10 protein-coding genes are annotated in these 13096 nt (G+C 45.0%); 4 read left to right on the plus strand and 6 right to left on the minus strand.

What is annotated here, in order from left to right:
• Nucleotides 1-4: 4 nt before the first annotated feature.
• Complete coding sequence (locus R7M72_RS13325) at nt 5-733, plus strand: UTRA domain-containing protein (RefSeq protein WP_005387087.1); 729 nt, start codon at nt 5-7, stop codon at nt 731-733.
• A 62-nt stretch (nt 734-795) separates the two neighbouring features.
• Here R7M72_RS13325 and R7M72_RS13330 read toward each other — a convergent pair whose 3' ends face one another.
• On the minus strand, nt 796-2382 hold the full coding sequence (locus R7M72_RS13330) for a BCCT family transporter (protein WP_005373846.1): 1587 nt from the start codon (nt 2380-2382) through the stop codon (nt 796-798).
• 303 nt (nt 2383-2685) lie between these two features.
• Between R7M72_RS13330 and R7M72_RS13335 the strand changes: the two genes are divergently transcribed.
• Nucleotides 2686-5094: a beta-mannosidase gene (locus R7M72_RS13335; RefSeq protein ID WP_315957412.1), complete on the plus strand. Its 2409-nt coding sequence runs from the start codon at nt 2686-2688 to the stop codon at nt 5092-5094.
• A 101-nt stretch (nt 5095-5195) separates the two neighbouring features.
• Here R7M72_RS13335 and R7M72_RS13340 read toward each other — a convergent pair whose 3' ends face one another.
• The gene (locus R7M72_RS13340; protein WP_005387084.1) at nt 5196-5450 is read right to left on the minus strand and encodes a hypothetical protein; all 255 of its coding nucleotides are present in this window, start codon (nt 5448-5450) and stop codon (nt 5196-5198) included.
• Nucleotides 5451-5617: 167 nt separating this feature from the next.
• Here R7M72_RS13340 and R7M72_RS13345 point away from each other — a divergent pair, with 167 nt between their 5' ends.
• Together R7M72_RS13345 and R7M72_RS13350 are read left to right on the plus strand one after the other, a co-directional pair.
• Complete coding sequence (locus R7M72_RS13345; RefSeq protein ID WP_258692167.1) at nt 5618-5977, plus strand: DUF6559 family protein; 360 nt, start codon at nt 5618-5620, stop codon at nt 5975-5977.
• 137 nt (nt 5978-6114) lie between these two features.
• Entirely contained in the window at nt 6115-7149 is a 1035-nt protein-coding gene (locus R7M72_RS13350; protein WP_276429217.1) for a PotD/PotF family extracellular solute-binding protein, read from the plus strand.
• 106 nt (nt 7150-7255) lie between these two features.
• Here the strand turns inward: R7M72_RS13350 and tyrS are convergent, their stop codons facing one another.
• From tyrS to ppsA, 4 genes are all read right to left on the minus strand, one after another.
• Nucleotides 7256-8515: a tyrosine--tRNA ligase gene (gene tyrS, locus R7M72_RS13355; protein ID WP_005479869.1), complete on the minus strand. Its 1260-nt coding sequence runs from the start codon at nt 8513-8515 to the stop codon at nt 7256-7258.
• A gap of 82 nt (nt 8516-8597) precedes the next feature.
• Nucleotides 8598-9404, minus strand: a complete 807-nt coding sequence (locus R7M72_RS13360) for a response regulator transcription factor (protein WP_021707696.1) — start codon at nt 9402-9404, stop codon at nt 8598-8600.
• Between the two features lie 193 nt (nt 9405-9597).
• Nucleotides 9598-10377, minus strand: coding sequence for a hypothetical protein (locus R7M72_RS13365; protein ID WP_005373824.1), 780 nt, complete (start codon nt 10375-10377; stop codon nt 9598-9600).
• 170 nt (nt 10378-10547) lie between these two features.
• Nucleotides 10548-12920 carry a phosphoenolpyruvate synthase gene (gene ppsA, locus R7M72_RS13370; RefSeq protein ID WP_238854820.1) on the minus strand — a complete coding sequence of 791 codons (2373 nt, stop codon included), beginning with the start codon at nt 12918-12920 and terminating at the stop codon, nt 10548-10550.
• Between the last annotated feature and the right edge of the window lie 176 nt (nt 12921-13096).

Consider the following 13096-nt stretch of genomic DNA (forward strand, 5'->3'; position numbering starts at 1 on the left):
CAGAATGAGAGCGACAGGCACCGGACAATTTGGTACCCAATTAGGAAAAATTAGAAGCAGCTTAAAACAGCAGATTCTTTCCGGCATCATGTCGGAAGGACAAAAACTGCCGTCAGAGAGAGAGCTCAGTGAGCTGTTTTCTACGACTCGAATCACAATCAAAGATGCGTTGGTGTCTTTGGAAACGGAAGGTCTTATTTATCGAGAAGAGCGCCGGGGTTGGTATGTATCTCCTGAGCGTATCTGTTACAACCCGTTGTCTCGTTCTCACTTCCATCAGATGATTCGAGAGCAGCATCGTATTGCAGAAACTAAGCTACTCAACGTGCGAAGTGAAATGGCCGCAGGTGAGTATGCCAAATCGTTAGAGGTGGAGCGAATTACCCCAATTTATGTAATTGAACGGTTACGTTTTATTGATGGGCGAGCGGTATTGTTTGTTGAGAACGTGCTCAAAGCGGCACTGTTTGAGGGTATATTGTCTGAGAACCTCACCATGTCCCTGACAGGCATTTATCGTGAGAAGTATGGTTACGAGACAAAGCGCTCTCGTTTTGATGTGATTCCCACGTCAGCTCCTGCTCATGTCGCTAAGGCGTTGAACCTAGCTGAAGGACAACCCGTTCTGAAAATTCGGCGGGTAAACTACAAACAAGATGGGCATTTAATGGACTGCGAATTCGAGTATTGGCGTCCAGACGCAGTGATGATTCGCATTGATAGCGTAGGATAAAGCGCAGAATTAAAAAGAGCCCAATGAAGGGCTCTTTTTCGCATATTGGTTAGAGAGGCGGTTTAAACGAGGCCTTGCTCTTTCGCCATTCTGCTTGCAATGCCGGGTGCTTTCCAAATGCTTGGCAGCAAAATGAAAGACACAGGTACGGCAGTAATTACAATGAAAGACTGCAATGCAGAAATACCACCAGAGCCCATTGAGATAAGCGCAATAGCGACAATACCCATAATCAGACCCCAGAACGAGCGAATCACTGCGTTTGGTTCTGTTGAGCCCGTCATCACTACACTGATTGTGTAAGTCATCGAGTCACCCGTCGTCACGATAAATGTTGTTGTTAAGATCAGGAACAGAACCGAAATGATCATTGGGTAAGGTAATTCACCAGTAATCGCTAGCAGTGCTGCGGGCAAGTTAAAGCCTTCAAACGCAGATGAAATCAAACCAGGGTTATCAAGTTCAAACGCAAGGCCACTGCCACCAACGATACTAAACCAGAAGCAAGTAATCAGCGGTGCCGCGATGCTAATAGACATGATTAATTGGCGAATTGTACGACCACGAGAGATACGAGCAATAAAGATCGCCATCATTGGGCCATAACCGATAAACCAACCCCAGAAGAATACTGTCCACCAACTTAGCCAGCCTGTATCACCACGGTAAAGTGCCATAGGGAAGAAGTTATCCACCATACGACCAACGCCTTGCACGTAGCCATCAACGATAAAGCTTGTCGGCCCGAAGAACAGGATGTAACCAATTAATAGCACAGACAAAATGATGTTGTAACGACTGACGATTTGAATACCCTTGCTCAAACCGCTTAGTGCAGAAAGGGTATACATCAGGATCGCCGCCATAATAACCATACTTTGCGTTACGAACGTATCTGGCAGGCCAAACAATGAGTTTAGCGCGTAGCTAATTTGTAAACCTAAGAAGCCGATAGGACCGATGGTTCCTGCCGCTACGGCAATGATGCTACATGCGTCAGCAACATCACCAATCCAGCCTTTAATGGCTTTATCACCAAACACAGGGTAAAGCAGAGTACGCGGCTTAAGAGGCAGGCCTTTATCGTAATGCAAGTGCATTAAGACAATGGAAGATAGACCACCAAGGATCGCCCAAGCTAAGAAGCCCCAGTGCATAAAAGACTGAGATAGGGCATTGATTGCGGCAGTTTTCGGTGAGGCTTCCCCGTATAGAGGCGGAGCAGTCACAAAGTGGGCGATAGGCTCAGCAGCAGCCCAGAATACACCACCACCTGCAAGTAGAGTACAGAGTACGATTGACAACCACTTAAAGTTATCAATATCAGGTTTCGCTAGACCACCTAGGCGCACATAACCAGTGCGACCAAACGCAAGAGCCAAACCAATTAGGAAATTCAGAAGAAGCAGTACTTGCCAGTAAGCTCCGAAATATTTAGTAGCAAAGCCGAAGCCGGTGTTAACCATTGCGGTTAGAGAGTCGGTATTCGTTAGAGCAAGTAAAACGAATAGAGTGAGGAAGCTACCACTTAACCAAAAGACAGGATTGGTGAGTTCGAGGCGCTTGAGTAAAGATGGGGGATGAATAGCAGAATAGTCAGCATCCTGAATAGGCGCTGTGTGGGAGGCGGCATTCGTCATATTTGACATAATTACTTCGCTTTTTAGGGCTATGAAGCCGTGCATTTCCCCTCACATCGTTTCAACGAAAAGTGTGAGGATGTTCAAAAAGCCGATGATGTTAACATGTCGAAGTTGCAAATATAACCTTAGATTTCGATTAATTTTTAACAGGTTAGCCAAGTTGCTGATTTTTGGGTAGAGATCAAAAGAAAGAGTTTTTACGTGAAATGCACCGCATTTCGTATGTAATTAACATTTCCCTTGTTTTTGCATGGGATTATCAGGATTACATTGAGAAAACATGTTTTTCCCAAGCTAAGGTTTAACTCGATGGCTCACTTCGAACTTAACGGGCAGTGGATGCTTACCTCGCCACAGCGCCCCAATCTTGAAATTCCAATGTTTATTCCGGGCGATAATGTGTCGGCGCTTTTACAAGCAGAGCAGATTCCAGATCCTTATTTTGCCGATAATGAAAACAAAGTTCGATGGATTGAAGAGTGTGAGTGGCATATCTCACGTGAGTTTGACGTCGACGCGTTTACGTTGTCTGCCAAGCAAATTTGGATGACGCTAACTCGTGTCGATACCTTGGCAACCTTCTATGTTAATGGTGAGTTAGCACTAACTTGCAGCAACATGTTTACCCAGCAACGTGTGGATATTAAACCGCATTTAAAGCAAGGTACTAACACGATTCGGGTTGAGTTTGCTCGGGTGGATTTAGAAGGTATCGCAAGAGCAAAAAAACTGCCATTTCCTATTCCATCGGCAATGCGCAACAACCAAATTCCACACATGAACTTGATCCGCAAAACACAGTGCCATTCCGGATGGGACTGGGGCATTTGCTTGATGGTATCGGGTATTTACGACCCCATTCAAATCGACATTGTGAATGAGCTTTGGCTCAAAGGCTTCTCGACAGAGCAGCAATGGCAAGCCGATGGGAGTGTGTTTCTTGATGTAGTAGTTGAAGTGGAAACGGACAGTCAACGCCATGAAATGATGGTTGAATTTAATGGTGAGCGTCAATGTATTCAAACAAAAGGAAGTGGTCACTATCATTGCCAGTTCCACATTTTGGAGCCTCAACGCTGGTGGCCATCGGGTTATGGCGAAGCGTATCTCTATCCCATTACCATTTCTTGCAGAGAGCAAAAGTTAACGCACAACATTGGTTTGCGTCAGTTAACCCTAAATAACCAAGCTGATGAGCACGGCTCTGCAATGGAATTTATCGTCAATGGCGTACCGATTAATGCTAAAGGTGCCAACTGGATCCCTATTGACGCAATGCCGGGGCGAGAGTACGAAACACGTTATCGCAACCTTTTGCAAAGTGCGGTTGACGCCAACATGAACATGATTCGCGTATGGGGCGGTGGTCAGTACGAGAGTGAAACCTTTTATAACCTTTGTGATGAACTTGGCTTGTTGGTGTGGCAAGACATGATGTTCGCCTGCTCGTTGTACCCATCAAACGACGAGTTTTTAAAAGACGTAGAAGAAGAACTTAGATTCCAAATCCCTAGGCTCAAGGAGCACCCATCAATCGCACTTTGGTGTGGTGACAATGAAGTGATTGGAGCTATTGGTTGGTATGACGAATCTAAGCGCAGTAAAGTCAAATACACGGTTAACTACGATCGCCTCAACCGCATGATTGAGAAGGAGATTACCGAGCAAGATAGCACTCGCCGTTTCTGGCCAAGTTCCCCATGTAATGGTGAACTGGATTTCGGTGATGCGTGGCATGATGATAGTAAAGGCGATATGCACTTTTGGGACGTTTGGCATTCAGGAAAATCATTCAGTGCCTACCTTGACGTGAATCCTCGTTTTTGCTCTGAGTTTGGTTTTCAATCTTGGCCATCTTTTGCTGAAGTTAAGCGGTTTGTCCCTGAGCAAGACTGGAATATTACATCCCCAACTTTCGAACAACATCAGAAGAACCCTCGAGGTAATAGTATTATCACAGAGATGTTCACGCGCTATTTTCGTTTTCCCTCTGGATTCGAGAGCATGCTGTATTTAAGTCAAGTTCAGCAGGCAATCGCGATCAAAACTGCATGCGATCATTGGCGTGCCATTTCTCCAGTTTGTCGCGGCATGCTGTACTGGCAACTCAACGACAGTTGGCCTGTCAGTTCTTGGTCTAGTTTGGAATACAGTGGTCGATGGAAGCAGTTGCACTACCATGCAAAACGCTTTTTTGCGCCGCAGTATTTGGTATTTTCCGAGCATACAGGCAAGTTGAGCCTACATTTGCTCAATGATGCCAAAGAGTCCGCAAGCGTCAACGCACTGCTTAAGTGGGTAGATTGGCAAGGGGAAGAAAAGCAATGTTGGAGCTTAGAACAAACAGTCATAGCAGACAGCAATACGATTTTGTGGCAATTGGATGAATCGATCGAGAAGGACGAACTTACGTCAAGCTTCTTCTATGTTGAAGCGCAAATCGGTGAATACAGAATAAGCAACACATGGTTTAGTACTCACGAGCTAAAAACCTTGCCGATAGCGAAAGCCAATATAGATGTCTCTATTGAAGGGAGGCGAATTACATTGATTGCGGATAAGCCTGCGTTTTTTGTTCATTTGGAGAGTGATGCTGATGGAAGATTCAGTGACTCCAGTTTTACTCTGTTGGTCAACGTTCCAATGACGGTTGAGTATTTAGGTGATCATGTTTCAGGTATGCAGCAGTCGTTGAGGGTATACCACCTTAATAATTAAAGCGGGCATAGAACATCTACATGTTGACAACTAAAAAGGGAGCGTTTGCTCCCTTTTTAGTTACCAAGTATCCGTTATTAAGCTCAGGTTGAGACAGATGACTATTTAAGTTTCTGATGGACCCGATAGCTAACGACAAAGCCAATGTAGAATAGTGCAGCAAGAGTAATCACTGCCGTCGCGTACGCCAGCAGGCTGTTTAACCCTAAACCAAAAGCCAAAGTGAAGGCGATACCATGAATGGCTTCCGCAGGGATTCGGTACCAAGCAGCGTGGACGGAAGACCCGAATAGGATAAAGGTACTAAGTAAGACAATCGTGCCGCCTATAAAGCCGACCCATCTGCTGTTGTTCATGTTGCAGTCTCAGGGGTTACCGAGGTAACGTAACAAAATATTTCAGAATCGTATTATACAACCGATCATCGCGAAAAGCGCTAGAGAAATTTCGCGGATAAAACAGAGTGTTTTAATTCGAACAAAAGAATACGACCATAGCCAACTTAATACAGGAATAACAAAACATGTTGAGATTTATACAACGTCGTCGCATTAAGAAAGTGATTAAACTAATGAGTACCAGATTGGTGGTGGGATACGGCAGTCGTGAGTACTTTTCCGTCGGTCAGGTAAAGACGAGCACCAGCGAGTTAAGCACGTGCCAACAAAAAATTGCGTTGGCGTTGTATGCGAATCCGCAAGATCTTGATTTGGAAAACCAACCGGAGTTGCAAGCCATCCGCTCTGATGTGGCGCATGACTTCTTCGCTGGTGTCGATTATACCGCTCAAGATGTGCTTCATTTATTCGGTGCTGGTGGCTGGAAAGGTGGTCGAATGGAAGATGGAATGTCTCATCATTTTGGTATGCACAGTCGCTATTAAAAATGCGCATTAATTTTATAAATTCGATAAATATTTTTGCTGTTAAAGATTAATTAAATTTTCTTTCAATTGGGTAACAATTACCTAATTATGCACCCGAATCCCAGCGCGTCGCTGGACTGGTTGGATCGCATACCATGAAATTAATCATCAAAGGATTGGGGCTGAGTGCTCTTGTGCTCAGCATGTTTGCTCATGCAGATAGCAAAACGTTGAACGTTTATGCATGGGGTGGCTATTTGCCGGAAGCATCGTTAAAAGCGTTCGAAAAACAAGAAGGCGTTACGATTAATTATTCGACCTTTGAGAATAATGAATCAATGTACACCAAGCTAAAATTGCTAAAAGGTTCTGGTTACGATGTGGTTTTTGCTTCTGCGTACTTCATTGAAAAAATGGGTCGAGAAGGGCTGCTTTCGAAAATAGATCACGCTCAAGTGCCAAACATGCAAGACACAATGGACGGCTTACTCGGCCAAGCGCACGATCCGAAAAATGATTACTCTTTGCCTTATATTTGGGGCATTACCGGGATCAGCTACAACGAATCCATGGTTGAGCAACCAGTGACAAAATGGGCTGACTTATGGGAGTCGCAATACGAACAACAAGTCATGCTGATTGATGACGTTCGCGATGTGTTCGGTATGGCGCTGAAGAAAAATGGCCATAGCGTGAACACAAAAGACGAAGCAGAAATCAAACAGGCTTTCGATTCTTTAGTGGCGCTGAAAAATAACGTATTGCTGTACAACTCAGATGCACCTCAAGTCCCTTACGTGTCCGGTGAAACATCGGTCGGCATGCAATGGAACGGCAACGCATTCCAAGGGCAGGTTGAAATGCCTGAGCTGAAGTTCGTGATGCCGGAAGAGGGCGCGGTATTGTGGATGGACAACTTCACTATTCCGTCTGACAGTAAAAACAAAGCATTGGCGCATAAATTTATTAACTTTATGTACCAGTCAGAGAACCAAGCGGAAATCGTGACCAGTTTGGGTTATGCGTCGGCAACAAACGCTGGGCGTGACAAATTGCCAGAAGAGTTGAAAAACAACCGTACTATTTTCCCTTCATCAGAAGACATGAAAAAAGGCGAGTTCATTAATGATGTTGGCGCAGAAACGTTAGCGATTTACGAAAAGTACTGGCAACGTTTAAGAACGCAATAAGCAACGTCTTTGCCTATTGTCAGGCTTAAAATCGTTCAAATTTGGATTCCCCTCATCACGAAAGTGGTGAGGGGAATTTTTTATAGGCTTTGTACTGCGAGTGTTGCTACGCGGCACGCTTTACGAGGCAGAAGTGCTTTTTACCGCGTTGCAGTAACCAGTATTGATCGAACAGTGGGAAGCTCAAACTTGGGTTATCAGCCGACACTTTTTCTCCGTTTACACTGATGGCGTTGTTGCTGATGTGTTCGCGTGCAACACGCTTCGAACTTGCTAAACCCGACTCAATCAACAGCTCAACCAAATCTTGTTGTGCGCTCTCAATGCTTGGTAAACCATCCAACTCCAATTGTTTTAATTCACCCAAACTCAGTTGTTGCACATTACCGCTGAATAAAGCTTGAGTGATGCGCTCGGCACTAGCTAGGCCTTCTTCGCCATGAACAAATCGCGTCATTTCCTCAGCGAGAATACGTTGTGCTTGCGGTTTACCTTGGCTTGCTTGGTCTTGCGCTTCAATGCTGGCAATTTCTTCGCAGCTCAAGAATGTGTAGTAACGCAAGAAGTGGTAAACGTCGGCGTCTTCTGCGCCAAGCCAGAACTGGTAGAACGCGTAAGGAGAGGTCTTGCTAGGATCTAGCCATACTGCACCACCTTCAGTTTTGCCAAATTTGGTGCCATCGGATTTGGTGATCAGCGGCAGAGTTAAGCCAAATACTTGCTCACCATTTTGACGACGAGTTAAATCGATCCCGCTAACTATGTTCCCCCATTGGTCATTGCCACCGATTTGTAAACGGCAACCGTATTGACGGTTTAGCTCGGCAAAATCGTACGATTGCAGCAGAGCGTAGCTAAATTCGGTGAAGGAGATACCTTGGTCAGGGCGTTGCAGGCGTTGTTTTACCGATTCTCGGTTGATCATAGTATTGATCGAGAAGTGCTTACCCACATCGCGGAAGAAGTCGATCACATTGATTGCTCTCATCCAGTCAGCGTTGTTCACCATGATCATTGGCTTGCTCAATTGGTGATTCATCAACTGTTGAATTTGGTTTGAGAGATCGTTAACCCAGCCTGAGACGATTTCCGCTGAATTCAGACTGCGCTCAGTCGCTTTAAAGCTTGGGTCGCCAATCATGCCCGTTGCACCACCGATCAGGGCAACGGCTTGGTGTCCGGCATCTTGAAAGCGCTTAAGCATAATCAAAGGCACGAGGTGGCCGATGTGCAAGCTGCCTGCAGTAGGATCGAAGCCGCAGTAAACGGTTTGAGGCTGTGAGAGAAGTGTCTGAATTTCTTCCAAATCGCTGGCTTGTGCAATCAAACCACGATCTTGTAAATCTTGCAGTAATGGTGTCGTCATTCTTCTTGTCTGTTTTAGTGGTTGTTGTATTCAGACTAAAACGCGACACCTTTTCTCGATATATCCCTTAAGGGACAGTTTTTTATCTTGAATGGAGAATGAGGTGATTGAGGAAAAGCTGGAATAACTCACTCAATGAAGACACATTTAATTGCGAGTAAATTCGCTTTCGATGATTTTTGACCGTGCCTTGAACTAAGTGTAACCGCGCGGCAATTTCTTTGGTGTCAAACCCTTGAGCGAGAAGCGAAGCCACCTCTTGTTCGCGACGGGTGAGTGATTCTACGCCAAACGTTGCTAAAGCTTGCTCAATGGCTAATCGCATACTGCCAGAATAAGCACTCTGTGCAAAAACAGGCTCAGAAAAGGTAAATTCCGTTTGTTTCCAATGCTGCTGACAAAGCGACTGAATTATCGGGAAATAGGGCTTTAGCTTATTGATTTGTTGCTGAGAAAAGTATTTTCCATCAGTCATATATCCGAAGTACAGCATGACCCAACGGCCAGATTCAACTTCGACTAGCATGCTAAGCTCGTCTTTCCACCCTGTTTGATGATAGAACTGCTCGCAGTATGAGGTGAAGTCAACGCCTTTACGCGCCACGTCTTTGAGCGTAAATACGCCTTGTTGCTTTGTCTCGTTTAGTTTGAGAAAAAAAGGGTCATTTTGAAATGAGTCAGTAAGGTAGCGTTGAAAAAGTAACTCTCGCTCGTTCTCAATTGAGTCGTAGAGATAAATAGGATGTTTACCTTCTCGGTAACCTAAAATAACTGCGCAATCAAAATGAAAAAGAGTGCGAATGACACGCATAAGTTTAGGAGTAAAGTTAGGCGTGTTAAGAGCAGAAATTGCTTCTGCTAGCAGATTATTAAAGTTATTGTCAGGCATGGGATACCGAATTGCAGGTGGTTTTGCGCAAGCATAACCAAAAGCCATCCAACGAGAAAGGGAAGTCGCCATCTTCTGGTGACTTCCATAGAGAAAGTTGCGTAAGTGCTCAGTTTTGAGGAATCATATCCCCGTTAACTTATTGATAAGGGTGCATAACAACGGTTTTATTTAAGCGATTAGTTGCTATGCATTACTGCGAGTTAGTGAGCTCTTCGTTAACCCAATATTTAGAACCAGACACGTTAGCATCGATGAGCAAACCTTTAGCGTTCAACTGATAGACGGCGACGCCGCTGTTAAATTGTTTTGAAAGTTGCTCTGAATCTTCGCCCGCAACAGCAGAGGCTTCACTTGTGGCCTCCCATCCTTCGTTGACGAACGTATCAAAGTCTTCTTTGCTCTCAAACAGAACCACTTGTTGGTAAAATTTGCCGCCAGCCCCAAGTGCAACGCCCAAACCAAACATATTCATATAAGTGCGTTCTTCTGTTTCCTTATTCACTGCGACTCCTGACCCTGAGTTGGTGTGAAACAGCAAAGATAATTTACGAGAATCAAAGACCGCGTAGCCGTACGCGTTGTCGTAAATAGCTTTTGCCTCCGGCTTTTCATTAAATAACTTGAGCAAAGCGCTATCTGCCATTAAGTCCACGGCTTGGCGAGCTTCTTCTGGCGTATCGCCTTCCATCAGCTCATCAATTTTTTTGTCGGCAGCATCTATCCATTCTTTGCTTTTCTCGATGCTGGCTTCTGTCCATTCGCCTGCGGTATTGATCGCTTCCTCGGACCAGTTCGTGAAATCTTGCCACGCTTGTTTTGAAAACGCTTTGGTGTCGTCCCAAGCATCTTGTGCAGTATCAGAAACTGCGTCGCCAAGCTCAGACATTTTATTGGAAATTTCATCCCAATCGGCATAAGCAGGGGATGCCAGGAGCATCAATGTAGTAAGGAGTGCGATAGGCTTTTTCATCAAATTCTCTCTGGAGTTATCGATATACCATTCATTTTAGGTCATCAGACTTTGATAATGAAATTGACTAAATGACGAACTTGAGAGAGGAATCACGAACTGATTGTGAAATGACGTGTGAATAACAAAGCCCTCACAAGTGGAGTGTGAGGGCTAGAGTTTATCGTGTGTTACTTGCTGCTAACTTTACCGAGTTTTAACCAAGTATCGATAACCGTATCTGGGTTTAGTGATACAGAGCTAATACCTTGATCCATTAGCCATTCCGCTAAGTCGTCGTGGTCTGATGGGCCTTGACCACAAATACCAACGTATTTGCCTGCTTTTGTTGCCGCATCAATCGCCATCTGAAGCATCACCTTAACCGCTGGGTTGCGCTCATCAAATAGATGTGCAACATCGCCAGAGTCACGATCAAGTCCAAGCGTTAGCTGAGTCATGTCGTTTGAGCCAATCGAGAAGCCATCAAAGTACTTCAAGAACTCATCGGCAAGGACCGCGTTGGATGGCAGTTCGCACATCATGATGACTTTAAGACCCTGATCGCCACGGCGCAGATCAAACTTCGCTAGCAAATCAATCACTGATGCTGCTTCGCTTGGTGTACGCACAAATGGGATCATGATTTCAACGTTTTTCAGACCCATTTCGTTACGAACGCGTTTAATTGCTTGAGTTTCTAGCTCGAAGCAGTCTTCAAACACTGGAGAAATGTAACGAGACGCGCCACGGAAGCCAAGCATTGGGTTTTCTTCATGCGGTTCGTAGGCTTTACCGCCAACCAAGTTGCTGTATTCGTTAGACTTAAAGTCAGACATACGAACAATAACGCGTTTCGGCCAAAATGCCGCAGCAATGGTTGCGATACCTTCTGTCAGTTTGCTTACGTAGAAATCGATAGGATCTTTGTAACCACGAATACGCTGAGTGATTTCTGCTTTTAGCTCATCGCTTTGTGCATCAAAGTTAAGTAATGCTTTCGGGTGGATACCAATCATCTTATTGATGATGAATTCAAGACGAGCAAGACCAACACCTTCATTTGGAATTTGTGCGAAGTCAAACGCACGATCAGGGTTACCCACGTTCATCATCACTTTTGTTGGTAGCAGTGGCAGTTCATCAACAGAAGAGCGTTTTACATCAAACTCAAGTTCACCTTGGTAAACGTAGCCCGTTTCACCTTCTGAACAAGATACGGTCACGGTTGCGCCATCGGTTAACTTGCTTGTCGCATCGCCACAGCCAACGATTGCAGGAATACCAAGCTCACGAGCGATGATGGCAGCGTGGCAAGTACGGCCACCACGGTTGGTTACGATTGCAGATGCTTTTTTCATCACTGGTTCCCAATCTGGGTCAGTCATGTCTGTAACTAGCACGTCACCTTCTTGGACTAAAGACATTTGGTCCAGAGAGTCAACCAAGCGAACCACGCCTTTACCGATGCGCTGACCGATTGCACGACCTTCAACCAAAACATCTGCTTTGTTTTGTAGTTCGTAGCGCTCAATCACATTTTGTTCCGTTTGCGAACATACGGTTTCAGGACGCGCTTGAACAATGTACAGCTTGCCATCAATGCCATCTTTTGCCCATTCAATGTCCATTGGACGCTGATAGTGCTTTTCGATGATCATTGATTGCTTTGCGAGCTCTTTGATCTCGTCGTCGTTCAATGAGAAGGTGTTGCGCTCTTCATCAGAAGTATCAACGATATCAACTTGTTTGCCGATTTCTTGGTTATCTGAGTAGATCATTTTGATCAACTTAGAACCAAATGTTTTCTTAACGATTGGGTGTTCGCCTGCTTCAAGCATTGGCTTGTGAACGTAGAACTCGTCAGGGTTTACTGCACCTTGAACGACCATCTCGCCTAGACCCCATGAAGAGGTGATGAAGACAACTTGGTCGAAACCCGATTCAGTGTCTAGTGTAAACATAACACCCGACGAGGCTTTATCTGAACGCACCATACGTTGGATACCCGCAGATAGCGAGATGCCACGGTGGTCGAACCCTTGGTGAACGCGGTAAGAAATCGCACGGTCGTTAAATAGAGAAGCGTAAACGTGCTTAGTTGCTTCTAGTACTGCGTCGATGCCTTTCACGTTCAAAAACGTTTCTTGCTGACCAGCAAAAGAAGCATCAGGTAGGTCTTCTGCCGTAGCAGATGAACGAACTGCGACTGAAAGCTCAGGATTGCCTTCGATCAGTTCTTGGTAATTTTCACGAATTTCTTGTTCAAGGTCCGCAGGGAAAGGGGCCTCTAATACCCATTGACGAATGTTTGCACCTGTCTTACGCAGAGCTTCTACATCTTCAACGTCTAGTTCATCGAGTAATTGGTGAATACGCTCATCCAAACCTTCGTGGTCAAGGAATTGGTTAAACGCGTATGAGGTTGTCGCAAAACCATTTGGTACAGAAACGCCTGCGTTTGCTAGGTTAGAAACCATTTCGCCAAGTGAAGCATTCTTACCGCCGACTTTGTCGACATCATCCATGGATAGGCCATTGAACCAGAGGGTGTTCTTTTGCATGTCTTTCTCCAGAAACATTGCAGCTTAGTAGGGGGACTTAAATCGATCTAAACAATCGCATGTTGGCTGTTATTACACGTTGACCATACATTGCTTCATTTAGATTGATATCAAAGGCAAACGATTACGTTCTGGCTGAAAAAAATTCAAAAGAATTTTTAAAGCTGTGGTGAACC

Source organism: Vibrio sp. YT-18 (genome assembly GCF_033337345.1).
GTDB lineage: Bacteria > Pseudomonadota > Gammaproteobacteria > Enterobacterales > Vibrionaceae > Vibrio > Vibrio alginolyticus.

What these genes read in the sequence shown, in the direction of transcription:
- R7M72_RS13325 (WP_005387087.1), top strand. Translation starts at nt 5, where the DNA reads ATGAGAGCGACAGGCACCGGACAATTTGGTACCCAATTAGGAAAAATT.
- R7M72_RS13330 (WP_005373846.1), bottom strand. Translation starts at nt 2,382, where the DNA reads ATGTCAAATATGACGAATGCCGCCTCCCACACAGCGCCTATTCAGGAT.
- R7M72_RS13335 (WP_315957412.1), top strand. Translation starts at nt 2,686, where the DNA reads ATGGCTCACTTCGAACTTAACGGGCAGTGGATGCTTACCTCGCCACAG.
- R7M72_RS13340 (WP_005387084.1), bottom strand. Translation starts at nt 5,450, where the DNA reads ATGAACAACAGCAGATGGGTCGGCTTTATAGGCGGCACGATTGTCTTA.
- R7M72_RS13345 (WP_258692167.1), top strand. Translation starts at nt 5,618, where the DNA reads ATGTTGAGATTTATACAACGTCGTCGCATTAAGAAAGTGATTAAACTA.
- R7M72_RS13350 (WP_276429217.1), top strand. Translation starts at nt 6,115, where the DNA reads ATGAAATTAATCATCAAAGGATTGGGGCTGAGTGCTCTTGTGCTCAGC.
- tyrS (WP_005479869.1), bottom strand. Translation starts at nt 8,515, where the DNA reads ATGACGACACCATTACTGCAAGATTTACAAGATCGTGGTTTGATTGCA.
- R7M72_RS13360 (WP_021707696.1), bottom strand. Translation starts at nt 9,404, where the DNA reads ATGCCTGACAATAACTTTAATAATCTGCTAGCAGAAGCAATTTCTGCT.
- R7M72_RS13365 (WP_005373824.1), bottom strand. Translation starts at nt 10,377, where the DNA reads ATGAAAAAGCCTATCGCACTCCTTACTACATTGATGCTCCTGGCATCC.
- ppsA (WP_238854820.1), bottom strand. Translation starts at nt 12,920, where the DNA reads ATGCAAAAGAACACCCTCTGGTTCAATGGCCTATCCATGGATGATGTC.